Consider the following 25,135-nt stretch of genomic DNA (forward strand, 5'->3'; position numbering starts at 1 on the left):
GGACAGTACCGTTGGGCCATGCCGACTCCCCCGCACGCAGCGCTCGTGTACAACCCGGTGAAGGTCGACGCCACCCGGTTGCGGAGCGCCCTCGAGGCCCGCTCGCAGGAGGCGGGGTGGGCGGCACCGCACCTCTACGAGACGAGTGTCGAGGATCCCGGTATCGGGCAGGCGCGACGCGCGGTCCTCGACGGCGCACGGGTCGTGCTCGCGGCCGGTGGCGACGGGACGGTGCGCGCCGTCGCGGAGGGACTGCGCGGGAGCGGGGTGCCACTGACCCTCATCCCCTCGGGCACCGGCAACCTGTTGGCGCGGAACCTGAAGCTGCCGCTCGGTGACCAGACGGCCGCGATCGCGACGGCCTTCACGGGCGAGACGCGGGCCATCGACATCGGTGTGGCCATGATCACACGCCCCGACGGCTCCGAGGAGGAGCACGCCTTCGTCGTGATGGCCGGCATGGGGATCGACGCGATGATGATCTCCACCGCCAACCCGGATCTGAAGAAGTCGCTCGGCTGGCTCGCGTATGTCGAGTCGGGCCTCCGCTCGATCATCACGGCGGCACCGTTCCGCATCCACTACCAGCTGCGTGGGCACCGGCAGCATGCGGCGACGGTGAGCTCCGTGCTCGTCGGCAACTGCGGCACGCTGCAGGGCGGGGTGCAGCTCATGCCGGACGCCGAGCTCGACGACGGCTTCCTCGACGTGGCGGTGCTGCAGCCGAAGGGCGCGTTCGGCTGGTTGCTCGTGTGGCGGAAGGTGACGTGGGAGAACCGGGTGCTGCGACGGACGGCGGTCGGTCGTCGGATGATCCGGTTCACCGAGGGTCGCGGCGCGAACACGGTGACGAACCTGCGGGCGGAGGCGCTGACGGTCCGGGTGGAGGAGGCGCAGGACCTCGAACTCGACGGCGACGCGTTCGGCGTGGCGACGATGGTCGCGTTCGACGCGCACCGCGGCGGGCTGCTCGTCACCCTCCCGTAGCGGCCAGGGCTCGCTGCTCCTCGACGGCTCGATGTCTGGGGGACCAGACACCAGGTGATCGACAGCACTCGCCGGGCGACCCGCAGCGGAGTGGACTGAGCGCATGACCGACTCGGCACACGCTCCCCGGACCATCCGCGCCGCTCGCGGCACCACCCTCGCCGCCAAGAGCTGGCAGACCGAGGGCCCGCTCCGGATGCTCATGAACAACCTCGACCCCGAGGTCGCCGAGCACCCGGAGGACCTCGTCGTCTACGGCGGCACCGGCAAGGCGGCCCGCAACTGGGAGGCGTACGACGCGATCGTCCGCACCCTCGAAGGCCTGGAGGCCGACGAGACCCTGCTCGTGCAGTCCGGCAAGCCCGTCGGCGTCTTCCGCACGCACGAGTGGGCACCGCGCGTCCTCATCGCGAACTCCAACCTCGTCGGCGACTGGGCGACGTGGCCCGAGTTCCGCAAGCTCGAGGCCGAGGGCCTCACGATGTACGGACAGATGACCGCCGGCTCGTGGATCTACATCGGCACGCAGGGCATCCTCCAGGGCACCTACGAGACCTTCGCCGCGATCGCCGACAAGCGCTTCGGCGGGACCCTCGCCGGCACCCTCACCCTCACGGGCGGCGCCGGCGGCATGGGTGGCGCACAGCCGCTCGCCGTCACCCTGAACGAGGGCGTCGTCCTCATCGTCGACGTCGACCCGTCCCGGTTGCAGCGTCGCGTCGAACACCGCTACCTCGACGAGATGACCGACGACCTCGACGACGCCGTCGCCCGGGTCCTCGCCGCCAAGGCCGAGCGCCGTGCACTGTCCGTCGGCCTCGTCGGCAACGCGGCGACCGTGTTCCCCGAACTCCTGCGTCGCGGCGTCGCGATCGACATCGTCACCGACCAGACCAGCGCGCACGACCCGCTCGCCTACCTCCCGGAGGACACGGCGCTCGCCGATTGGCAGAGCGAGTCCACCACCGACGCCGCGGACTTCACGACCCGCTCCCGCCTCGCGATGGCGAAGCAGGTCGAGGCGATGGTCGGCTTCCAGGACGCCGGCGCCGAGGTCTTCGACTACGGCAACTCGATCCGTGCGGAGGCGAAGCTCGGCGGCTACGAGCGCGCCTTCGACTTCCCCGGCTTCGTCCCGGCGTACATCCGGCCCCTCTTCGCCGAGGGCAAGGGGCCCTTCCGCTGGGCCGCGCTCTCCGGCGACCCGGCCGACATCGCCGCGACCGACCGCGCCATCCTCGAGCTGTTCCCCGAGGACGAGAAGCTCCGCCGCTGGATCACCTCCGCCGGCGAGAAGATCGCCTTCGAGGGTCTGCCGGCACGCATCTGCTGGCTCGGCTACCAGGAGCGCCACCTCGCCGGCCTGAAGTTCAACGAGATGGTCGCCTCGGGTGAACTGAGCGCGCCCGTCGTCATCGGCCGCGACCACCTCGACTCCGGTTCCGTCGCCTCGCCCTACCGGGAGACGGAGGCGATGGCCGACGGTTCGGACGCCATCGCCGACTGGCCGCTGCTCAACGCCCTGCTCAACACGGCGTCCGGCGCGACCTGGGTGTCGATCCACCACGGCGGCGGCGTCGGCATCGGCCGCTCCATCCACGCCGGTCAGGTGATCGTCGCCGACGGGACGCCGCTCGCCGCCGAGAAGATCGCGCGCGTGCTGGTGAACGACCCGGGCACCGGCGTCATGCGGCACGTCGACGCCGGCTACGAGCGGGCGGCAGAGGTCGCCCGCGAACGCGGCCTGCGGGTGCCGATGTGGGAGGGCGAGTGACCGACGGCCTCCTCGCCCACGGCCGACTCGCGGGACTCGACGAGATCGCCGGTGTCGGGGTCGACCCGGCACGCGGTGGGTACTCCCGGCACGTCTGGACACCGGCCGAGTTCGAGCTGCGCGAGTGGTTCACGGCCCGCGCCGCCCGGCTCGGTCTGGACGTCGAGACGGACCGGAACGGCAACCTCTGGGCGTGGTGGGGCACACCGGGGCCTGACGCGGTCGTCACCGGCAGCCACCTCGACTCCGTCCCGGGCGGCGGCGCCTTCGACGGGCCGCTCGGCGTCGTCTCCGCCCTGGACGCCGTGGCACGCCTGCAGGCCACCGGCTTCCAGCCGTCCCGTCCCGTCGCCGTGGTCGTGTTCGCCGAGGAGGAGGGCTCGCGGTTCGGGGTCGCCTGCCTCGGATCCCGGCTCCTGTCCGGGGCGATCACCGCGGACGCCGCCCGGGCGCTGACGGACGCCGACGGGATCACCGTGGCCGAAGCGGCAGCCGCCGCCGGGCTCGCTCCCGAGCACCTCGGTCGCGACGACGAGGCCCTCGCCCGCATCGGGCTCTTCATCGAGTTGCACGTGGAACAGGGGCGCGGCCTCATCGACCTCGACTCGCCCACGGCCGTCGCCTCGTCGATCCTCGCCCACGGCCGGTGGCGGCTCCGCGTGAGCGGCCAGGGCAACCACGCGGGCGCGACGGGCATGCGTGAGCGCCGTGATCCGGTGGTCGCGGCAGCCCGCGCGATCCTCGCGGTCGAGCAGGCCGCGCTCGCGACGGACGACGCCCGCGCCACCGTGGGTCGCCTGCGCATCGTGCCGGGCGGCACCAACGTCATCGCCTCGGAGGTCGACGCCTGGGTGGACGCCCGCGCGGCCACCGACGCCGAGACACGCGCCCTCGTCGCGGACATCGGCGCCCGCGTGCAGGAGGCCGTCGCCGACTCCGGATGTGCGGCGGAGCTGATCGAGGAATCGTGGTCGGGCGTCGTCGAGTTCGACCCGGAGCTCGCCGCGCGGCTCGCCGGCACGCTCGGCGGGGTCCCGCTGCTGCCGACGGGAGCCGGTCACGACGCGGGCGTCCTGAACGGTGCGGTGCCGACGGCGATGGTCTTCGTCCGCAACCCGACGGGTGTCTCGCACTCGCCGGAGGAGTTCGCCGAGACGGCCGACTGCGTCGCCGGGGTCGAAGCGCTGGAGACCCTGCTGCGGAGCGTGCTGTGACGGGCGCGAGCGTCGATCCCGGCGCAGCGGCCGTGCGGGCTCCCGTCTGGGCCGCGACCGCGATCATCGACGGCCGACCGATCGACCGCGTCCGGTTCACCGCCGACGACGCAGGACGCATCGCCACCGTCGAGCGGGACGTCGACCCGCAGGCGGACGACCGACGCCTCGGAACCGTGGTCCCCGGCATGGGGAACGCCCACTCGCACGCGTTCCACCGTCTGCTCCGCGGACGCACCCACGCCGACGGCGGCGACTTCTGGCAGTGGCGCGAGGCGATGTACGCGGCGGCCGCCAGCCTCGACCCGGACCACTACGGCCGGGTCGCTCGCGCCGTGTTCGGCGAGATGCTCGTCTGCGGCTGGACGGCGGTCGGCGAGTTCCACTACGTGCACCACCAGGCCGACGGCACCCCGTACCCGACCGCCCACGCGATGGAACTGGCGGTCGCCGAGGCCGCCGTCGAGATCGGCATCCGACTCACCCTCCTCGACACGGCCTACCTCGCGAGCGGTCTCGGACCCGCCGGTGGTCCGGCAGCGCCGCTGCTCGCGGAGCAGCGCGCGTTCGGCGACGGCGGCGCGGCCGGCTGGCTCGACCGCTGGCACGGACTCCGCACGGCGCTCTCCACGTCCCTGGGCACGAGCGGACTGGTCACCCTCGGTGCCGCCCTGCACTCGGTGCGGGCCGTGCCCGTCGAAGCGATGCGCACCATCCTCGCCGGACTGCCGGAGGACGTCCCCCTGCACGTGCACCTCTCGGAGCAACCGCAGGAGAACCTCGACACCCTCGCGAAGACGGGTAGGACACCGACGGGTGTGCTCGCGGCGCTCGGGGCGCTCGACCCGCGCATCAGCCTCGTCCACGCGACGCATCTGACCGACGCCGACATCACGGCGATCGGGCGGTCGGGCGCGACCGTCGTGATGTGTCCGACGACCGAGGCCGACCTCGGCGACGGCATCGGACCGGCACGCCGCCTCGCGGACGCCGGCGCGCGGATCGCCGTGGGATCCGATCAGAACGCCGTCGTCGACCCCCTGCTCGAACTGCGCGGCCTCGAGGCCGGTGAACGGCTCGCCTCCGGCCGACGCGGTCGGTTCTCGCCCGCGGAACTCCTCGAGGCCGGGACCGCCGGCGGCTACCGCTCGCTCGGACTCGGGCGCCACACACTCGCCGTCGGCGACCCGCTCGACCTCGTCGAGGTGTCGACGTCGAGTCTGCGGACCACCGGCGCCGACCCGGCCCAGCTCGCCCTCGTCGCGACCGCGTCCGACGTCGAGCGGGTGATCGTCGGCGGGCGACTCGTGGCCGAACGCGGCCGGTTGCTCGCGACCCCGCAGGAGACCACGCCGGAACAGCTCCTCGCGGCGGCGCTCGCCGAGCTGGCAGCATCGACAGGGACGCCCCGAGCCGCCACCTCGTCCCCGACACCTGATCACCCCTCGCAGGAGATGCAGCCATGACGACCGAACTCATCACCGGCATCGCCGAACTCACGACCAACGCGGGTTCCGGGCCCGGCGACACCGACGGCAACCGGGTCACCGACGCGGCGCTCGTCATCGAGGACGGTCGGATCGCTTGGCTGGGCGCGGCGTCCGATGCCCCCGACGCCGACGCACGGACCGATGTGGGCGGACGCGCCGTGCTGCCCGGGTGGGTCGACACCCACACGCACCTCGTGTTCGCGGGCGACCGCTCGGCGGAGTTCGAGACACGGATGGCCGGCGGGCGGTACGCGGCGGGCGGGATCGCCACGACCGTCGCCGCCACCCGCGCCGCTTCGGAGGAGCAGCTCGTCGCGGGCGCGAAGCGGTTGCGGGCGGAGGCGCTCGCCCAGGGGACGACCTTCCTGGAGGCGAAGACGGGGTATGCGCTGGACGTCGAGGGCGAGGCGCGGTCCGCTCGGGCGGCGGCCGAGGTCGCCGACGTCGTCACCTTCCTCGGCGCCCACCTCGTGCCGGCCGGCGTCGACCGTCGCGAGTACCTCGACCTCGTCACGGGCCCGATGCTCGACGCCGTCGCGCCGTTCGCGTCGTACATCGACGCGTTCTGCGAGGTCGGCGCCTTCGACGTCGAGGAGTCGCGGGAGGTGCTCCTCGCCGGTCGCGCCGCGGGGCTCGGGGTCCGCGTGCACGGCAACCAGCTCGGCGAGAGCGGCGGGGTGCGGCTCGCGGTCGAGTTGGGGGCGGCGAGCGTCGACCACTGCAACCACCTGTCCGACGCCGACGTCGACCTCCTGGCCGGCTCGTCGACGGTGGCGACCCTGCTGCCCGCCTGCGACCTGTCGACCCGCGAACCGTTCCCCCCGGCACGCGCGCTCATCGACGCCGGCGCCGCGATCGCCCTCGCCACCAACTGCAACCCCGGTACCTCGTACACGACGTCGATGGCGTACTGCGTCGCCACCGCCGTGCTGCAGATGCGGCTCACGATCGCCGAGGCGGTCTGGGCGGCGACGCGCGGGGCCGCGGTGGCGGTCGGTCGCGAGCACGGTGTCGACGCCGTCGGATCGCTCCGGGCGGGCGGTCTCGCCGATCTGCAGGTGCTCGACGCCCCCTCGGTCTCGCACCTCGCCTACCGACCCGGGGTGCCACTGACGGTCGGCGTGTGGCAGCGCGGCGAGCGCGTCGCGTCGGGCGCCCGACCGTGAGCGATGCCGCCGAGGCACCGGGCGTCGTGCTGCTGCCGGCCGCGGGGCATCGGAGCTATCGCTGGCGGAACGGGCTCGGTGCCGCGACGGAGATCGCCGCTGAGCCCGTCCGGCGCGAGGCCGAGGGCGACGTCGACGTGCCTGACGGCCCGGGCTGGACGCTGAGCATCGCGACGGTCGAGTCGGACGTCGCCTTCTCGGTGTTCCCGGGCGTCGACCGACAGCTGATGGCGCTGTCGACCGGCGGCCTCGGGCTCCTGATCGACGGCGAGCCGGTCGAGTTGGACCGGTGGCAGGTCGCCGCCTTCGACGGTGCTGCGGTGGTGGCATCGACGGGCGTGGTCGGTCCGACGCTCGATCTCAACCTCATGGTGTCGCGGGACCGGTTTCGTGGATCGCTCGAGGCGGTCGTCGTCTCGGGCTCATCGACGGTCTCGACCCCGTCGGGTGCCACCACGTTCGTCGTGCTGCTCGACGGCGCGGTCTCGGTGGAGGGCCCCGGCCTGGACCGCTCTGCACTCGCCCAGCACGACACCCTGCGGCTCGAAACGGGCTCCGTGACCCTGACCGGCGCCGCCACGATCGCGATCGCGAGGGTCCACGCCCGTCGGTGATGGGCGCCAGCGCGGTGCGCTGACGCGAGCGCGCCCCATAGCCGCGAGCGCGGGTCTCCGGAGGGGCGCGCTCACCTCACAGACCCGCGCTCAAGCCGATTCGACGGGTCTCGCGTCAGCGCACCGCGCTGGCATGAGACCTCGCCACGGGGTGCCGGCGCGGTGCTCCCACGTGAATGACGCGCACCCGGCGTGAGCGCCACCCGGGCGCGCGAGCGCGGGTCTCCAGAGGGGCGCGCTCACCTCACAGACCCGCGCTCGCGTCAGCGCACCGCGCTGACGCACACCCCGGCTCGCGGACTACTTCGTGCGGTCGAGGACGGCGAAGCGGAAGACGTAGGTCGCGTCGAGCGTCTCCTCGAGCCCCGTCACGTTCTTCTGCGCGATGACCGTCTCCGTGCCCTGCAGCAGCGGGATGATCGGTGCCGCCTCCGCGGTGAGCGCCTGGATCTGCTCGATCGCGGCGATGCGCGCCGCCGGGTCCGTCGCCGTCGCCTCGGTGTCGATGAGCGCGTCGACGGCCGGGTCGGAGTACCCGTTGGCGACGGACGCGCCGGTCGTCGAGTACGCCGAGCGGATGAAGTTGTCGGGGTCCGGGTAGTCGGGGAAGAACCCGAGCTGGTAGGCGGGGTAGCCGGACTCCGGGTTGAGCTCCTTCACGTAGCTCGTCCACTCGGTCGACTGCAGGTCGACAGAGAACAGACCCGACTCCTCCAGCTGCGACTTGATGAGCGCATACTCCTGATCGGAGTCGGGGCCGTAGTGGTCGCTCGTGTACTGGATCGGCAGGGCGACCGGGGTGCTGACGCCCGCGGCGGCGAGGATGGCGGCGGCCTTCGACCGGTCCGGGGCGTCGCCGTAGGCGGTCTGGAACGCGGGCGTCGCACCCGTCTGGCCATCGAGCACCACCGAGTAGGCCGGCGCGTAGGTGCCCTTGTAGACCTGGTCGGCGATCTCCTTCCGGTCGACGAGCGAGGCGACCGCCTGCCGGATCGCGAGCTTCTGCGCGTCGTTCGCACCCGGCTGGGTGTTCAGGTTGAAGGTGAGGAAGCGCACCGAACCGCCAGGACCGTCGACGACCTGCAGCTCGGAATCACCGCGGAGGTCGGCGACGTCCGTCGCGGTCAACGAGCGGTAGGCGATGTCGATGTCGCCCTTCTCCAGGTCGAGCCGCAGGTTCGACGCCGTCGTGTACGGCTTGAGCACCACGTGCTGCGTCTTCGCCCGGGTCCCGGAGTAGCGCGAGTTCGCTTCGAGGGAGAGCAGCCCGCCCGACTGGTAGCTGTCGACCTCGTAGGGCCCGGAGCCGATCACGTCGTCATCGCTCAACAGTTTGTCCGCGGGGAAGACCTCCTCGTCGACGATCGGTCCGGCCATGCTCGTGAGGACGTACGGCCAGGTCTGGTCGTTCGGGACCTTGAGCGTGAAGACCACCTGGTCGTCGTCACCCTCCTCGACGCTCTCCAGGTTCGCGAGCAGCGGCGACGGGCCGTTGTCGGCGGCGATCTCCCGGACGCGGGTGAAGGAGTAGACGACGTCGGAGGCCGTGAGCGCGTGCCCGTTGGAGAAGGTCAAGCCTTCCTTGACGGTGCAGACGTAGGTGGTCGCGTCGGTGAAGTCGCAGGACTCCGCAGCGTCGGGCGCGGGCACCACGTCACCCTCGTCGTAGCTCAGGAGGTGCTGGTAGATCTGGTTCTGCGGGGTGAAGGATCCGCGGTCCCAGGCGCCGGCGGGGTCGAGGGAGACGATTTGGTCGGTCGTCCCGATGACGAGCGCGGTCGTAGTCGTCGTGCCGCCCTGGGCCGTACAACCGGCGAGGGCTGCGACGACGCCGAGGCTCACGGCGACGGCCGCGAAACGGGTGGATCGGTTCATGGGGAGGGTCCTTCGGGTGACTGCGGGTGCGGGTGCGGGTGGGTGGCGCCGGGTGCTGTGGCGCTGGGCGGGAGGTCCGCCCGAGGGAGGCGGCGTTACGCGGGTGGGGTGTGGGCTGCGAGGGCGAACCGCGGGTGCGGGGCGTCGCCGTCGACGAGATCGGTGACGAGCCGACCGAGCACGGGTCCGAACTTGAACCCGTGACCGGAGAATCCCGTCGTGACGATGATCCTGTCGATCCGGTCGATCACGAAATCCTCGCTCGGGCTCAGGTCGTAGAGGCAACTGATGGTATGCGGCGCCGACGCGTCGACCCCGGGCACCCACTCGGCGACGTACGCGGTGAGGCGCGCGAGCTCCTCCGGTTCGGCCAGGCCGTCGCGCTCGTCGGGGTGCACGTGCACCGCACCACCGTGCAGGCCGACCTTCACGCCCTCGCCGGGGGTGAGGAGACCGTAGACGCTCGAGCCGTCGTCCGGGTAGTGGACGAAGCTCGGCCAGGCGTCCGCGGCCACCGCGGTCGGGAAGTGGGCGGGCTGCACCTGCGTGACGACGATCTCGGGGAGCGGACGGCCGTCGCTCGCTGCGAGCTCGCCCACGAGGTCCGGTGTCCACGATCCGGTGGCGACGACGACGTGGTCGGCTGTGACGTCACCCAGCTCGGTGCGGACCACGGCACCGGCAGCGGTCGTCCCGGTCGCCGGGATCGGTTCGACTGCCGTCACCCGGACGCCGAACCGGAGCGTCGCCCCGGCCACCACGGCGAGGTCGAGGAAGGCCTCGATCGCCTCCGCGGACGACAGCCGCCCGCCGGTCGCGTGATGGAGGACCTCCTGCTCGAATCGGAGACCGGGCCACCGCTCCGCGGCCTGTTCCGGGGAGAGCCGTTCCGAGGCGATCCCGCCTCGCGTCATCGCGGCCTCGATCCCGCGGAGCATCTCCGGGCGGCCGTGGTCCAGTGCGCCGGTGAGTTCGAGCAGGGTCCGGCCGCTCCGTTCCTCGAGCTCGCGCCAGCCGGCGAGCGCCTCCGAGGTGAGGGCCACGTAGTCGTCGACGTCGTAGCCCTGGCGGAAGATGCGGGTCGCGCCGTGGGAGGAGCCGTGCTCGTGGCCGCGCTCGAAGCGTTCGACGAGCAGCACGCTCCGGCCGCGCTCGGCGAGCGTCCGCGCGGCGGCGGCTCCGACGACGCCGGCTCCGATGACGACGACCTCGACCCGCTCGGGCAGGGGTGCCGGTCCAGCCGTCGGCGAGGGGGCGCTCATCGGGCCTGCTCCACTCGGGCTCGGGCGTCGACTTCCCGGCGTGCGGGCATGGCGGCGGCGACCGCAGCCTCGTCGGCGAACGGTCGGGCCGGGAAGCGATCGGGCGCGTATCGCGACGGGTCGACGAAGGGGCTCTCGCCGGTGACGATGAGTTCGGCGAGCATGCGGCCGAGGCCGGGACCGTGGGTGACGCCCGACTCGTTGTCGCCGGCGACGACGTACAGCCCGGCGAGTTCCGGGATCGGCCCGGCGATGAACCGGCGGTCGGCCGTGTACGACACGACGCCCTGGACGGCCTCCGCGGCGTCGAGGACGGGGGCGGCGGCGGGGATGAGTTCCGTGACGATCGGGGTCAGGTGGTCGCGCATCGCCTCGACGAGGTCGGGGCGGTCGGGGCGGCGCTCGGCCGGGCTGTCGCGGACCGCGAGCGCCTCGTAGCCGACGCCGTTGCCGTAGGTGAGGCCACCGAGGTGCTCTCTGATCCACAGGCCGCCGAGTTCCGGGATCATCAGCGTCGGCAGCTCGCCGAGCCCGAAGGGTGCCGTGGTGAGTCGGCTCGCGATCACGCGGGCGAACGGCAGCTCGCGCCCGGTCGTGCTGAGGAGCTCGTTCGTCCAGGAGCCTGCGGCCAGGACGACCTCGTCGCCGAGCACCCGATCGCCCGCTGCGGTCAGCACGCCGACCGCCCGGCCGTCCTCGGTGAGGAGCTCGACGATCGGCGTGTGCTCGACGATCTCGACGCCCTCCGCTCGGGCGAGGTCCGCGAGCGCGAGCCCGGCGTCCGGCGCGCTGATCTGGATGCCGTCCGGGTGGATGAACGCGCCGACGATCGCCTCCGGGTCGAGTCCCGGCACGAGTTCGGCGGTCTCCACGGCGGTGAGGAGGCGGGCGTCCTCCGGACGGAGCGGGTGCTCGGCGAACGGCAGCAGGTGGTCGAGCACGGCCTGTTCGGTGAGGGCGAGCCAGACGTTGCCGGTGTCGCGGAGGGCGATGTCGTACCCGGCGGCGTCGAGGCCGCGGTAGAAGTCGATGCCGGCCTGCTCGAGCGCCAGTTCCGACGCGTTCCAGTACCAGGCGTACCCGGCCGCCCAGAGTCCGACGAAGCCGGCTCCCGCGGCGGTGGTGGCGTCGGCAGCCGCGCCCGATTCGAGGACCGTCACGCGTCGTCCGGCACGGGCGAGGTGGACGGCGGTCGACAGGCCGAACAGGCCGGCACCGACGATGACGGTGGTCGCAGGACGGGAGTCGGTCATCATTCGAGGCTACTCACTCCTCACCCGCGGACCGACCACGCCGTCGTTTTCCGACACCCGCGGACCGGACGCCGGGCTACAGGTGGTCGTGCTCGGCCGCCTCGCCCGGGATGATCGGGATCGCGACCGCCGGCAGCACCGCGACGACCAGGAAGGCGACGGGATACCCGACGAGGCCGATGAGCGCGCCCACCGCCGGACCGACGACGGACGCGGCGATGAACTGTCCGGTGTTCTGCGCCCCGAGCGCACGGCCCGCCCAGGCGGGACCGGCCATCTCCGCGACGGAGGTGAAGGCGAGCCCGTTGTCGGCGACCGTCACCGTGCTAGCCACCACGAGCGCCACGGCGACCACGACCGGCCACTGCAGGAACCCGGCCCCGGCGAGGAGCAGCATGACGACGACCGCGGACACGGCGACCCAGCGGAGCGGACGCACCCGGCTGCCGACCCGGTCGCTGAGCACGCCGACACCGATCCGTCCGACGGCCCCGACGAACTGCGAGACGCCGACGAGGACGCCCGCGGCGAGCGCGTCCCACCCCTGGTCGGACACCAACCACACGAGGGCGAAGGTCGTGAGGGTGAACTGCGGCACGACGAGCAGGATCGACACGGCGTGGATGCGCCAGAGGAAGGCGTCGCCGCGATACGGGTTGCGTGGGCGGGCGGCGGTCGGGTTCGGCGTCGTCACCGTCGGCACCGGCGTCGGAACGACGGTTCGTGGCGGGTTGCGGAGCCCGATGACGCAGGCCACCGCGAGGACACCGGTCGCGACGAGCGAGATCGTGAGCGCCGCGGAGATGCCGGACGTCGCCGCGACCGAGGGCACCGTCACCGCGGCGGCCGTGACGCCGAGCGGCTGCGACATCTGGCGGATCCCCATCGCGAGCCCGCGACGGTCCTTCGGGAACCAGCCGACGACGATCCGACCGCTCGCCGAGTTCGTGCTCGCGGATGCGGCGCCACCGAGGAGCAGCAGGATCCCGAGCGGCCCGTAGCCGAGCGAGGGGATGAGTCCGTCCGCCGCGATCGCTCCGGCGGCCGCCAGGGCGGTGAGGGCGAGGCCGCCCGCGATGACGATCCGTTCGCCGATGCGGTCGGCCAGCCAGCCCCAGGCGATGAGCGTCAGCACCATGCCGAGGGTGGGCGCTGCGGCGAGGACGCCGGCCTCGGCGAGCGACATGCCGCGTTCGGCGTGCAGGAGCGGGATGAGGAACGCCGGGGTACTGACGAAGAGCGTCCCGGCGGTCTGGGCGGCAACACCGAGGCCGAGGACCGTCCAGGCGCGGCCGGCGTTCGGCATCGGCGGGCGGCCTCCGCGGGTGACCGCGGGGGCCGTCGTGGGCGGGGTCGTCCCGGTCATCGAACCGCTTCCTGCTGCCGGTCGATCCGACTGCTAGCATGACGGTACACCATCTTGGTATACCAAGACCACCGACGAGAACCGAGCCCGGATGAGCACCCCGACGCAGACGACGCAGCTCTACGACCGCCTCCGAGCCGCCATCCTCACCCTCGACCTCGCGCCCGGTCGGTCCCTCACCGAGCGAGGACTGGAACAGCGGTTCGCCGCCTCACGGACGCCGGTGCGGGCGGCACTCACCCGGCTCGAGTCCGAGGGGCTCGCGAAGCGCGACGGCCGCGGCTGGATCGTCGCCCCGATCGACCTCGAGGAGATCGGCCTCATCGCCGAGTACCGCGAGGCCCTCGAGACCGCGACGGTACGACTCGCGACCGAACGCGCCACCGAGGCACAGCTCGCCGCCGTCCGCGCGCTGCTCGACGAACCGCGTCCCGACGACGAGCGCACCGTGCTGCGAGTCGGCGGCGACTTCCACGAGGAGCTCGCGGCGCTCTCCGGGAACCGACTCCTCGCCGAGGGCGTGCACGGGGCGATGGTCCGACTCGCCCGCACCCGCTGGCTCGAGGTCCGCACCCCGGAGGCCCGCGACCAGGCCTCCCGGGAGCACCACGCCATCCTCGACGCGGTCGTGGTCGGCGACGCGACGCGGGCGGCCGAGCTCGTCGCAGACCACATCCGCGGCACCAACGGACGACTCATCGCCTCGCTCACCGCCGAGCAGCGTCGCCTGCGCGGTCACGGCGTCGACATCGTCGCCTGAGCGACCGCCGCCGTTCAGTCCTCGAGCGGCTCCGCCGAGAGCAGCCCGCGCAGCCAGTCGCGCGCCTCGATGAACACCTCGTCGTTGTACCGCGAGTGGTAGTCGACGGCGGTGCGGTCGGCGCTCGGGTAGGAGCCCAGGAAGATCACGTTCGGGCTGAACCGACGGAGCCCGAGCAGCGCGTCGGCCATCCGTTCGTCCTCGATGTGTCCGAGGGCGTCGATCACGAAGCGGTAGCGCCCGAGGGCGTCGCCGATGGGTCGCGACTCGATGAGGCTCAGGTTCACGCCGCGGGTGGAGAACTGCTCCAGCATGTCGAGGAGTGAGCCGGCCTGGTCGTTCGGGAGCTCCACGATGAGGCTCGTCTTGTCGGCACCGGTACGAGCCGGGATCTCGCGGGAGCGGCTGACGACGACGAAGCGGGTCACGGCGTTCGGGTTGTCGCCGATGTTCTCCGCGAGGACGTCGAGCTCGTAGTGGTCGACGATGCCGGGCGGGGCGACGGCGGCGTCCGCGGTGGAGGTGCCGTCGAGCAAGGACGCGGCAGCAGCCACGTTGCTCGACGCCGGGATGTGCCCGTGCGAGGGCAGCTTCGCATCGAGCCACAGGTGGCACTGCCCGTAGGCGACGGGGTGCGCGTTCACGATCGCGACGTCCTCGAGGCGGGTTCCGGGTCGGGCGACGAGGAAGAAGTTGACGGGGACGAGCACCTCGCCGACGATGCGCAGACCGGGCATCGTGGCCAGTGCATCCTGCGCCACGGACACCCCGCCGTCGACGGAGTTCTCGATGGCGATGACGGCGGCCGTACTGCGGCCGTCGAGCACGTCGCCGAGGGCTTCGCCGACATTGCTGACCGGCTTCCAGATCTGGCCTCTCGCCTCCTCGACCTGACCGAGCGCGACCTCGGTGAAGGTCCCGCTCGGACCGAGAAAACTGTAGCTCCGACGGGCGTCTTCGGGGGGTGCGGCAGACATGCCTCCGAGCGTACCGCGTGGCTCGCGACACGCCCCCGACGCCCCGTTGACTCCCATCCAGGTCACATCCGGCTGATATTCAGGGAAAACGGGCCGTTTCGGCCCAGATACCCCCCGTTTTGAGCTATTCAAAACACGCCAATACCCGTCACAATGGATACAAGGGTGTATTGGGCGCTGCCGCTCGTCTCGGGATGCGAGTTCACGGCCGTTCGTCTCCCCGATCTCGATGCGTGATCCGACGTCGCGCGAGGCTCCATCCGATGGCCTGAGACGACGAACAGGAGTGACGTGACGAGTGTCTTCACCGACGCCGCCTCGCGGACCACTCCTCGACTGAACCTCGCGGCGGGCGCCGAGGCCGCGTTCGACATCGCACCCTCCTGGACCCTGCCCGCCTGGCGGCTCCCGACGTGGGTCGGTCGACCGCTCTCCGCCGCCCGCGCCACGCTCGTCAAGTCGGTCGTCATGACCGTCGCCATCGCCGCGATCCTCGCCGGCGTCGTCACCGTGACGCAGACCTCGACCGCCGGGGCGAGCGCGATCGCCGCCACCGATTTCGCGCCGGCGGCGTCGACGGTCCCCACCATGAGTGCCGCGGCCTTCACCGCCACCTACGTCGGCGACCTCGCCGCTGCGGCATCCGCGCTCACGACGATGTCGTCGATCCAGGTCGCCCAGCTCTGGACCGCCTTCCCACCCGGATACCGCGCGCTGCTCATGACCGGCTACCCGGCGATCATCGGCAACCTCGAGGGCGTCACCTACACGGACCGCGCGACGGCCAACGTGTCCCGCCTCGCCGGACTCCTCGCCGACACCGAGGCGAGCTACCGCGCGATGATGGCGGGCTCCGACCAGGTCGACGGCGAAGCGGCCTCGACGGCCCTCGCGACGACCGTGTCGCGACTCGACGCGATCAAGCTGCTCGTCGACCGGTACGCCCCGGAGGCGGTCGCCGCCAGACTCCAGCCCGAGTACCTCATCACGTTGCAGTCGGCCGGGTCCGGCCCTCCTCGCGTCGCGGTCGCGGTCGGCGACGTCGACATCGCCACCTACGTCACCGTGTTCGTCCCGGGGATGAACAGCAGCGCGCTCGAGCTCGACGACTACCTGCGCGGGGCCAAGCGCATCCAGGCGGCTGCGGCGGACAGCGCCGTGATCCTCTGGATCGGCGGCCACAGCCCGACCGCCCTCGAGGTGCCCTCCAACGACCGCGCCATCGAGGGGGCGCCGCTGCTCGCCGGGGTGCTGGCCGGCTACGACGCCTACCGGACGACGCACGGTGTCGCCTCGCAGCTGAGCGTCGTGGCGCACTCCTACGGCACGGCGACGGCCTCGCTCGCCCTGGCCTCCGGCGATTACCACGTCGACGACTTCGTCATGCTCGGCTCCGCGGGCATCCCGTCCGAGATCGCGATCACCGACCTCCATGTCCCCACCAGTCGCGTGTACGCCTCGCAGGCGAGTGCCGACACGCTCGCGGGTCTCGGGCAGATCCTGTCCGGGCGGGCGAACCCGACCGGCGGTGCCTGGGGGGCCACCGTGTTCGGCTCGGACGGCCTGACGCTCGGCGACGGCGACCACCTCGGCGCCGTCGACGGTCACAACGCGGTCGGCTCGAGCAACGCCGACGACCGGGGCAAGTACCTCGGGCCGGCCACCGAGAGCCTCTACGCGATCCAGCGCATCGTGACCGGGAAGGCGTACGCGCTGCCCGACCTCACGACTCCCGGCGGCACGCGGCACACCGGTGCGACCGCCGCCGCGGGAACGACCGACCCGGCGACCACCGCATCCGCCTCGGCGAGCGCCGCCGCGGTCCTCGCCACCCGCTGACCGTCCCCGATCGTCGGGTGCCCGACATCCGGAGGTCAAGCGCCTTCCTGACCCGATCGGTTGCTGCCAGACTGGGGCGATGAACGATCGCGCTGGGACCCCCGCCACCGAAGCCGACCTGATCGACGTGCCGTCGCTCATCGACGCGTACTACACGCTCAAGCCGGACGTCTCGATCCCGGAGCAGCGGGTCGTGTTCGGCACGTCCGGACACCGCGGCTCCTCGCTGAACACGGCGTTCAACCAGGACCACATCGCCGCCACCACGCAGGCGATCGTCGAGTACCGCGCCGGCCAGGGCATCACCGGTCCGCTCTTCATCGGTTCCGACACGCACGCGCTCAGCGGCCCGGCCCAGACGACGGCGCTCGAGGTCCTCGTCGCCAACGGGGTGCGGGTGCTCGTCGACGAGTTCGACGACTTCGTCCCGACGCCGGCGCTCAGCCACGCCATCCTCAAGTACAACGCGGAGGGCAACGGCGACCAGGCCGACGGCATCGTCGTCACGCCGAGCCACAACCCGCCGGCCGACGGCGGGTTCAAGTACAACCCGCCGCACGGTGGTCCGGCCGACTCCGACGCCACCTCGTGGATCGCGAACCGCGCCAACGAGCTCATCGCCGGCGGCCTGCACGACGTGAAGATGGCCGAGCCCTCGGCCGTCGAGACGTACGACTTCCGCGGCAACTACGTCGACGACCTGAAGCACATCATCAACCTCGACGCCATCAAGCGCAGCGGCATCCGCATCGGTGCCGACCCCCTGGGCGGCGCGAGCGTGCACTACTGGCAGGCGATCGCCGACCGGTACGAGATCGACCTCACGGTCGTGAACCCGCACGTGGACCCGGCGTGGGCGTTCATGACGCTCGACTGGGACGGCAAGATCCGGATGGACCCGTCGTCGCCGTCGGCCATGGCGGCGCTCGTCGCCCGTCGTGACGAGTTCGACCTCCTCACCGGCAACGACGCGGACGCCGACCGCCACGGCATCGTCACCCCCGACGCCGGGCTCATGAACCCCAACCACTACCTCGCCGTCGCGATCGACTACCTGTACGCGAACCGGCCCGGTTGGCGTGAGGACGCCGCCGTCGGCAAGACCCTCGTGTCGTCGTCGGTGGTCGACCGCGTGGCCGAGTCCCTCGGGCGTCGCCTGTGGGAGGTCCCGGTCGGGTTCAAGTGGTTCGTCCCCGGCCTCGTCGACGGCTCCGTCGGCTTCGGTGGCGAGGAGAGTGCGGGCGCGAGCTTCCTGCGCTTCGACGGCTCCGTGTGGACGACCGACAAGGACGGCATCCTCCTGTGCCTGCTCGCCGCGGAGATCCTCGCGGTGACCGGCAAGACCCCGTCGGTGCTGTACCGCGAACTCACGGAGCGCTTCGGCGACCCGGTGTACGAGCGCGTGGACGCCGCGGCCTCGAAGGAGCAGAAGGCGCGCCTCGGCAAGCTCGACGGTGACGCGATCACGGCGACGGAACTCGCCGGCGACCCGATCGTCGCGAAGCTCAGCCACGCTCCGGGCAACGACGCCGCCATCGGCGGGGTCAAGGTCGTGACCGAGCACGCGTGGTTCGCGGCCCGACCCTCCGGCACGGAGGACGTCTACAAGATCTACGCCGAGTCCTTCAAGGGTGCCGAGCACCTCAAGCTCGTGCAGGCCGAGGCGAAGCGGATCGTCGACGACGCCCTCGGCGCCTAGGCGCTGGCCGGTCCGCCCCGGTACCTGAGCCGCACCCCGGTCCCTGAGCGTGTCGAAGGGCTAGTTCAGGTACCCGGGGGCGGCCGGGAGTCCGAAGAACTCCTCGAGTGTCGTGACACCCGTGTTGTGCATCTCGGTCGCGAGCGACACCCCGATGTAGCGGTAGTGCCACGGCTCGAAGGAGAAGCCGGTGACCTCGACCTTGTCGGCCGGGTAGCGCAGCAGGAAGCCGAAGCGGTAGGCGTTCGCCGCCAACCACTGTCCTTCGGTCGTGTCGCCGAAGCAGGTGTTGAGCGAGCAGTTCCCGCTCGCAGCGCCGATGTCCATCGTCCAGCCGGTCTGGTGTTCGCTGTAGCCGGGTCGCGCGGTCGTCGCGTCGTCCGGCTCGCTGTCGTACACGGACACCTGGCTCGAGTAGCTGCGGTACGCGCTGTTCGACGCGAGTGACAGACCGGCCTCGGCCGAGGCGGCGTCGAACATCTGGACGATCGCCGCGGCGGCCTCGGCGCGCAGCAGCGGGTCCCAGGTGTGGGCGACGGGTACCGCGACGAGGTCCGGCGGGGTGTAGTCGACGGGGTTGAGCGGCCGGGTCTTGTTGACGACCACCCAGGGGCTCAGCGGGTCGTCGATCGAGAACGCGGCCTTGTCGAACGCGGGCGGCGCCGGTGGGGCGACCGGGGTGGTCTCGGTCGGGGTGGGCGTCGCGGTGGGGGTCGGGGTCGGTGTGGCCGTCGGCGTGGCGCTCGGCGTCTTCGTTGCGGCGACCGGGGTGGGCGTCGCTCCCCCGGCGATGTTGACGACAAGCACCACCAGCAGGATCGCGAGCACCGCCGCGAGCACCCCGAAGGCGATCACGCGGTTGCGACGCACGCGCGGCGAGACCGGGCGTCGGTGGGAGGGCTGGTGGGCTGCGGTCACCCGTCGAGCCTAACCGTGACACGCCGAGTCCGCCTCTGCCACACTGGCGACAGGCACGCACACCGCACGAGGGGCCCGACGATGACCGCAGCGACGCCAGCACACCACGCGCCCACGCACCGCAGGCGTCCGCACTTCCGTCGGCTGCTGACCGCGGTCGCCGTCGTGATCGGTCTCGGGCTCGTGGTGGCGGTCGTCGCGGCGATCACCCCGTGGCCGTCCGCCCTGCTCATCCGTTCGGTCTTCGAGCGTGGTGGCGCCGCGACGGTCGCCGAGATGGAGCCGTACGTCCCGGACACGAAGCTCACCGAGTACCGCGACGTCGCCTATGCCGCGCCGAGTGGCGGGCGCCCCCAGGTCGACACGACCCTCGACGTCTTCACCCCCGCCGACGGCACGGAGCCGCTGACCACCATCGTGTGGATCCACGGCGGGGCCTGGATCTCCGGCGAGAAGGGCAACGTCGAACCGTACCTGCGGATCCTCGCCGCCGAGGGCTACACGACGATCGCCGTGAACTACACGATCGCCCCGGAAGCGATCTACCCGACGGCCGTCGACCAGTTGAACGATGCGCTCGCGTACATCTCCGAGCACGCGTCGGAGTGGAACGGGAACCCGGACCGCATCGTCCTGGCCGGCGACTCGGCCGGATCACAGCTCGCGAGCCAGTTGGCCGTGCTCACGACGAACCCCGACTACGCCGCCCTCAGCGGCATGACCCCCGGTATCCGCGCGGATCAGCTCGTCGGCGCGATCCTCAACTGCGGCGTCTACGACATGACGGCGATGGCGGAGCTCGACGGCATCGGCGCCTGGGGACTGCAGACCGCGCTCTGGGCCTATGCGGGCACGAAGGACTGGTCGGAGACGTCGACCGGTGCGCTCATGTCCACCATCGACTTCGTCACCGCGGACTTCCCGCCCACCTTCATCACCGGCGGCAACGGCGACGCCCTCACCTGGTTGCAGTCCGTGCCGATGAGTCAGGCCCTCGAAGCCGCCGAGGTCCCCGTCACGAAGCTGTTCTGGGCCGCGGACCACGAGCCGGCGCTGCCGCACGAGTACCAGTTCCACCTGGACCTGGACGACGCGCACGTCGCGCTCACCGCCACCCTCGACTACCTCTCGGCGCTCGACGCGGAGCTCGACGGCGCAGCGACCACGACACCCTGACCGGGTCGGTTGCCGCGGAACTTGCGCCGGGTGTAAGTTTGCACACTACGCAAAATCCCCAACGTCGGTGCGCCTGTGAACCGGCGCGCCCAGAGTCGAACGAGACCGCATGTCATCCAGCTCCCCCGCCTCGACCGAGCGACCGGGATCCACGCCCGTCCTCAGTCACCGGCAGATCCTCTTCATCATCTTCGGCCTCATGGCCGGCATGTTCCTCTCCGCCCTCGACCAGACCATCGTCGGCACCTCGATGCGCACCATCGCGGACGACCTCGACGGCATGGCCCTGCAGGCCTGGGTCACGACGGCCTACCTGATCACGTCGACGGTCTCCACGCCGATCTACGGCAAGCTGTCCGACATCTTCGGTCGTCGACCGCTGTTCATCATCGCGATCTCGATCTTCCTGATCGGCTCGCTGCTCGCCGGCATGTCCGGCTCGATGTACGAGCTCGCGATCTTCCGCGCCATCCAGGGGCTCGGTGCCGGTGGGCTCATGGCCCTGCCGCTGACGATCATGGGCGACATGCTCGCTCCTCGTGAGCGCGCGAAGTACCAGGGGTACTTCCTCGCCGTCTTCGGCGTCTCGAGCGTCATCGGCCCGCTGATCGGCGGCCTGTTCGCCGGTGCACCCGAGTTGCTGTTCATCACCGGTTGGCGCTGGGTGTTCCTCATCAACCTGCCGATCGGCGTCATCGCGCTCGCGATCGTGCTGCGCTTCCTGCACATCCCGCACACGCGTCACAGCGTCCGCATCGACTGGTGGGGTGCCGCCACGGTCGTGCTGGCCGTCGTCCCGCTCCTCCTCGTCGCCGAACAGGGCCGCATCTGGGGCTGGGCTTCGGCCGGCTCCATCGCCTGCTACGCGATCGGCGTCGCCGGCATCGTCGGGTTCATCCTCGTCGAGCGGGCGATGGGCGACGACGCGCTCATCCCGCTGAAGCTCTTCAAGAACTCGACCTTCCGGGTCGCCACGATCCTCGGCGTCCTCGTCGGCTTCGGCATGTTCGGCGCGATGATGACGGTGCCGCTGTTCCTCCAGCTGGTGGAGGGCGCGACGCCGACCGAGTCCGGTCTGCTCATGCTGCCGATGATCCTCGGCCTCATGATCTCCTCCATCGCGAGCGGCCAGATCATCGCGCGGACGGGCAAGTACAAGGCGTTCCCGATCGTCGGCACCTTCCTGCTGCTGAGCGGCTTCTTCTACTTCAGCTTCGCGACGGCCGACAAGCCGGTCTGGTGGATGATGGGCGGCATGCTGCTCGTGGGCCTCGGCCTCGGTCAGCTCATGCAGACGCTGACGATCGCGAGCCAGAACGCCGTCGAGGCGCGCGACATCGGTGTGGCGACGAGCTCGTCGACGTTCTTCCGTCAGATCGGTGGAACGTTAGGTACGGCGGTCATCTTCTCGGTGCTCTACACGCGCATCCCGACGACGATCGCGGCGGCCTTCGCCGACCCGACGCTCAGCGAGCGCGTCCGGGCAGCGGCGCAGGATCCGGCCGTGCTGTCCGATCCCGCGAACGAGGGCATCCTGAAGGTGCTGCAGCGGGCGCAGGAGAACAGCGGCTCGGCGGGTACCGCGCTCGACGGCGACACCTCGTTCCTCCTCGGGGCGAACCACGACCTGGCCGCGCCGTTCCTCACCGGCTTCGCCGATGCGACCGTCACGGTCTTCTGGGTGAGCTTCGCGGTGGTCGCCGTCGCGTTCGTCCTGAGCTGGTTCCTGAAGGCGCCGCCGCTGCGGGCGAAGTCGGCCCTGCAGGAGCGGACCGACGCGCAGGCCGCCGTGGACGCGGAGGACGAGCTGTCGCTCTCCGCGCAGCGAGCCGCCGAGCTGGCCGGGTCGCAGTTGTCGCCCGACACCGCGAGCAACCGCGTCGTCGACCCGAGCACCAGGCGCTGACCGTCGTTCCTCGTTCGCCAGCGCACCGCGCTGACGTGACCGCGGGGTGACCGCCGCCGGCGCACCGCGCTGACGTGAGCGCCGTCGATTCGGCCCGACCGCGGCCCCAGCACGTGAGCGCGCCCCTCCGGAGGGGCGCGCTCACGTGTGTGCACCGCGCTCACGTCAGCGCACCGCGCCGGCCCCATACCCACCCATGCATGAGAGCGCTCTCAGCAGGCGATAGCATGGCCTAGCACCCAGCCACGAGGAGCTCCGATGACGCACGCCCCCCAGCCCACCAGCCGCCCGGCCCTGATCCTGCCGCCGTTCCTCTGGGGTTCGGCCACCGCCGCCGCCCAGGTCGAGGGCGCCGCCCACGAGGACGGCAAGGAGGACTCCATCTGGGACGCCTTCGCGCGCGTGCCGGGAGCGATCGCGAACGGCGACGACCTCGAGGTCGCCGTCGACCACTACCACCGCAGCACTGCCGACGTCGCGATCATGAGCGAGCTGGGCCTCGACGCCTACCGGTTCTCGACGAGCTGGGCGCGCATCAAGCCGGGCGACCGCGAGGTCAACCCCGCCGGCCTCGACTTCTACAGCCGTCTCGTCGACGAGTTGCTCGAGGCGGGCATCCTCCCCTGGCTGACGCTCTACCACTGGGACCTCCCGCAGGCCCTCGAGGAGCAGGGCGGATGGACCAACCGGGACACGGCCCTCCGCTTCGTCGACTACGCCGAAGCCACCTACGACGTCCTCGGCGACCGGGTCCAGCACTGGACGACGTTCAACGAGCCGTTCTGCTCGGCCCTCCTCGGCTACGCGGTCGGCGTGCACGCCCCCGGCCGTCGCGACGAGGCAGCCGCCCTCGCCGCCATCCACCACCAGCACCTCGCCCATGGGCTGGCCACCACCCGCCTCCGCGAGCTGGGCGCCGAACAGATCGGCATCACCCTCAACCTCACGAACGCGATCCCGGCCGACCCGACGGACCCGGCCGACGTCGACGCCGCGCGCCGCGTCGACGGCATCATGAACCGCATCTTCCTCGAACCCATCGTCCTCGGCGCCTACCCGGCCGACGTCACTGAGGACCTCGCCGGCCTCGGCCTCGAGGAACTCGTCCGCGACGGCGACCTCGAGGCCATCTCCGCGCCCATCGACTTCCTCGGCGTGAACCATTACCACGACGACTTCGTCTCGGGGCACCCCGACGACTCCGGTGCCGACGGCGGCCACTCGGGCGCGACCGAACGCGAGGTCGGCTCCCCCTGGCTCGCCTCCACCGGGATCTCCTTCCCGAGCCGCGGCCTGCCGCGCACCGCGATGGACTGGGAGGTGCACCCCGCCGGGCTCCGCACCCTCCTCGTCCGGCTCGGCCGGGAGTACCCGACGCTGCCGCCGCTGTACGTGACCGAGAACGGTGCGGCGTACGACGACGTCGTCGCCGAGGACGGTCGCATCCACGACGTCGACCGCGACGCCTTCATCCAGGACCACATCGACCAGGTGGAGCTGGCGATCGCCGACGGCGCGGACGTGCGCGGGTACTTCGTCTGGTCGCTGCTCGACAACTTCGAGTGGGCGTACGGCTACGACAAGCGCTTCGGGATCGTGCGAGTCGACTACGACACGCAGGTGCGCACGATCAAGGACAGCGGACTCGCCTACGCGCGTCGCATCGCCGCCTCACGCACGGCACCCGCCGTCGCCGAACTGTCCTGACGCAGGAGCGACGCGGGGTGTCGCGCCCGCGAGGCCGCGACACGCCGGTCACCTCCTGAGAACGGTCGCCGGCCGCTGCCGTCCAGACGGGCGGCGATACACTGCACTCGGCCACGCACACCCGCTCGGAAGGGGACGATGATGCTGTCCGGTCAAGGAGCCCCCACGCTCGAGATGGTCGCCGCCCGCGCGGGTGTCTCGCGCGCCACGGTCTCCCGGGTGGTCAACGGTTCCCCGAAGGTCACGCCGGAGGTCGTCGCCGTCGTGAACGAGGCCATCGCGGCGCTCGACTACGTCCCGAACCGCGCCGCCCGATCGCTGGCCTCGCGCCGGACGCAGGTCATCGCGCTCGTCGTCCCGGAGTCGACCGCCCGCGTGTTCTCGGACCCGTTCTTCGCCTCCGTCGTGCAGGGGGTCGCCCTCGAGCTCGCCGAGACCGACTACACGCTGAACCTCCTCATCGCCTCCGAGGCGAACTCCGAGAAGACCCGTCGCTACCTGCTCGGCGGCAACGTCGACGGGGCGCTCGTCGTCTCCCATCACAGCGGCGACCACTCGTACACGCGACTCGGCCGGGAGCTGCCGATCGTGTTCGGCGGTCGCCCCATGGGCGCCGACGTCGTCGACAGCACCTACGTCGACGTCGACAACGTAGCGGGTGCGCGGAGTGCGGCGCGCTGCCTCATCGACGCGGGCCGCACACACATCGCGACGATCGCCGGTCGGCAGGACATGCCGGGCGGGGTGGACCGCCTCGCCGGATGGCGCGCTGAACTGACCGAGGCCGGCCTGTCCGCCGACCTCATCGAGGTGGGCGACTTCTCCCCCGCCGACGGCGCCGCCGCGATGCGTCGACTGCTCGCGCGCGGGGTGCCGATCGACGGGCTCTTCGCGGCGAACGACCAGATGGCCGCCGGCGCTTACTCCGTCATCCGCGAGGCCGGACTGACGATCCCCGGTGACATCGCCGTGGTCGGCTACGACGACGACCGCTACGGCGAGACGGCAGCGCCGCCGCTCACGACCATCGCGCAGTCGCCCGTCGATCTGGGCACCGAGATGGCCCGGGTACTGGTGCGACGCCTCGCGGGTGAGCCGGTCGAGCGCGTCACCGTCATGCCGACCCGGCTCGTGTCGCGCGCCTCGGTGTAG

19 protein-coding genes are annotated in these 25,135 nt (G+C 71.7%); 13 read left to right on the forward strand and 6 right to left on the reverse strand.

Going from position 1 to position 25,135, the window contains the following annotated elements; all coding sequences use genetic code 11:
* Window positions 1-18: 18 nt before the first annotated feature.
* The 6 genes from ASE44_RS17150 (at window position 19) to ASE44_RS17175 (ending at window position 7,245) form a co-directional block, all read left to right on the forward strand.
* Window positions 19-987: a diacylglycerol kinase family protein gene (locus tag ASE44_RS17150; protein ID WP_056782122.1), complete on the forward strand. Its 969-nt coding sequence runs from the start codon at window positions 19-21 to the stop codon at window positions 985-987.
* A gap of 103 nt (window positions 988-1,090) precedes the next feature.
* Complete coding sequence (gene hutU / locus ASE44_RS17155) at window positions 1,091-2,761, forward strand: urocanate hydratase (RefSeq protein WP_056782124.1); 1,671 nt, start codon at window positions 1,091-1,093, stop codon at window positions 2,759-2,761.
* Window positions 2,758-3,975 (forward strand): allantoate amidohydrolase, encoded by a 1,218-nt coding sequence (locus ASE44_RS17160; RefSeq protein ID WP_056782126.1) that lies wholly within the window; start codon window positions 2,758-2,760, stop codon window positions 3,973-3,975. The genes hutU and ASE44_RS17160 overlap by 4 nt, the downstream gene beginning before the upstream one ends.
* A complete protein-coding gene (locus ASE44_RS17165) occupies window positions 3,972-5,441 on the forward strand; it encodes a formimidoylglutamate deiminase (RefSeq protein WP_235522680.1) in 1,470 nt (489 codons plus the stop codon). Before ASE44_RS17160 ends, ASE44_RS17165 begins: the two co-directional genes overlap by 4 nt.
* Window positions 5,438-6,631 carry an imidazolonepropionase gene (hutI, locus tag ASE44_RS17170; protein ID WP_056782128.1) on the forward strand — a complete coding sequence of 398 codons (1,194 nt, stop codon included), beginning with the start codon at window positions 5,438-5,440 and terminating at the stop codon, window positions 6,629-6,631. Before ASE44_RS17165 ends, hutI begins: the two co-directional genes overlap by 4 nt.
* Complete coding sequence (locus tag ASE44_RS17175; RefSeq protein WP_162235763.1) at window positions 6,628-7,245, forward strand: HutD family protein; 618 nt, start codon at window positions 6,628-6,630, stop codon at window positions 7,243-7,245. Before hutI ends, ASE44_RS17175 begins: the two co-directional genes overlap by 4 nt.
* 300 nt (window positions 7,246-7,545) lie before the next feature.
* On the opposite strand, the gene ASE44_RS17180 is transcribed toward ASE44_RS17175, so the two are convergent.
* The 4 genes from ASE44_RS17180 to ASE44_RS17195 form a co-directional block, all read right to left on the reverse strand.
* Window positions 7,546-9,120, reverse strand: coding sequence for an ABC transporter substrate-binding protein (locus ASE44_RS17180; protein WP_056782132.1), 1,575 nt, complete (start codon window positions 9,118-9,120; stop codon window positions 7,546-7,548).
* Window positions 9,121-9,215: 95 nt separating this feature from the next.
* Entirely contained in the window at window positions 9,216-10,382 is a 1,167-nt protein-coding gene (locus ASE44_RS17185; RefSeq protein ID WP_056782134.1) for an FAD-dependent oxidoreductase, read from the reverse strand.
* Entirely contained in the window at window positions 10,379-11,635 is a 1,257-nt protein-coding gene (locus ASE44_RS17190) for an FAD-binding oxidoreductase (protein WP_162235764.1), read from the reverse strand. The genes ASE44_RS17185 and ASE44_RS17190 overlap by 4 nt, the downstream gene beginning before the upstream one ends.
* A gap of 76 nt (window positions 11,636-11,711) precedes the next feature.
* Window positions 11,712-12,941: an MFS transporter gene (locus ASE44_RS17195; protein ID WP_056782321.1), complete on the reverse strand. Its 1,230-nt coding sequence runs from the start codon at window positions 12,939-12,941 to the stop codon at window positions 11,712-11,714.
* A 151-nt stretch (window positions 12,942-13,092) separates the two neighbouring features.
* On the opposite strand from ASE44_RS17195, the gene ASE44_RS17200 reads away from it, so the two are divergent.
* The gene (locus ASE44_RS17200) at window positions 13,093-13,761 is read left to right on the forward strand and encodes a GntR family transcriptional regulator (protein WP_056010917.1); all 669 of its coding nucleotides are present in this window, start codon (window positions 13,093-13,095) and stop codon (window positions 13,759-13,761) included.
* Window positions 13,762-13,775: 14 nt separating this feature from the next.
* Here the strand turns inward: ASE44_RS17200 and pheA are convergent, their stop codons facing one another.
* Complete coding sequence (gene pheA, locus ASE44_RS17205) at window positions 13,776-14,738, reverse strand: prephenate dehydratase (protein WP_056782137.1); 963 nt, start codon at window positions 14,736-14,738, stop codon at window positions 13,776-13,778.
* A gap of 291 nt (window positions 14,739-15,029) precedes the next feature.
* On the opposite strand from pheA, the gene ASE44_RS17210 reads away from it, so the two are divergent.
* Complete coding sequence (locus tag ASE44_RS17210; RefSeq protein ID WP_056782138.1) at window positions 15,030-16,577, forward strand: alpha/beta hydrolase; 1,548 nt, start codon at window positions 15,030-15,032, stop codon at window positions 16,575-16,577.
* Between the two features lie 79 nt (window positions 16,578-16,656).
* Window positions 16,657-18,276 carry a phosphoglucomutase (alpha-D-glucose-1,6-bisphosphate-dependent) gene (gene pgm / locus ASE44_RS17215; RefSeq protein ID WP_056010909.1) on the forward strand — a complete coding sequence of 540 codons (1,620 nt, stop codon included), beginning with the start codon at window positions 16,657-16,659 and terminating at the stop codon, window positions 18,274-18,276.
* A 60-nt stretch (window positions 18,277-18,336) separates the two neighbouring features.
* On the opposite strand, the gene ASE44_RS17220 is transcribed toward pgm, so the two are convergent.
* The gene (locus tag ASE44_RS17220; protein ID WP_235522681.1) at window positions 18,337-19,194 is read right to left on the reverse strand and encodes a D-alanyl-D-alanine carboxypeptidase family protein; all 858 of its coding nucleotides are present in this window, start codon (window positions 19,192-19,194) and stop codon (window positions 18,337-18,339) included.
* An 81-nt stretch (window positions 19,195-19,275) separates the two neighbouring features.
* Between ASE44_RS17220 and ASE44_RS17225 the strand changes: the two genes are divergently transcribed.
* From ASE44_RS17225 to ASE44_RS17240, 4 genes are all read left to right on the forward strand, one after another.
* Complete coding sequence (locus ASE44_RS17225; protein ID WP_056782140.1) at window positions 19,276-20,370, forward strand: alpha/beta hydrolase; 1,095 nt, start codon at window positions 19,276-19,278, stop codon at window positions 20,368-20,370.
* Window positions 20,371-20,479: 109 nt separating this feature from the next.
* Window positions 20,480-22,276, forward strand: coding sequence for an MDR family MFS transporter (locus ASE44_RS17230; protein ID WP_056010897.1), 1,797 nt, complete (start codon window positions 20,480-20,482; stop codon window positions 22,274-22,276).
* A 258-nt stretch (window positions 22,277-22,534) separates the two neighbouring features.
* Window positions 22,535-23,983 (forward strand): GH1 family beta-glucosidase, encoded by a 1,449-nt coding sequence (locus tag ASE44_RS17235; RefSeq protein ID WP_056782142.1) that lies wholly within the window; start codon window positions 22,535-22,537, stop codon window positions 23,981-23,983.
* Between the two features lie 141 nt (window positions 23,984-24,124).
* Entirely contained in the window at window positions 24,125-25,135 is a 1,011-nt protein-coding gene (locus tag ASE44_RS17240) for a LacI family DNA-binding transcriptional regulator (RefSeq protein ID WP_235522682.1), read from the forward strand.

Source organism: Plantibacter sp. Leaf1 (assembly GCF_001421315.1).
Lineage (GTDB): Bacteria > Actinomycetota > Actinomycetes > Actinomycetales > Microbacteriaceae > Plantibacter.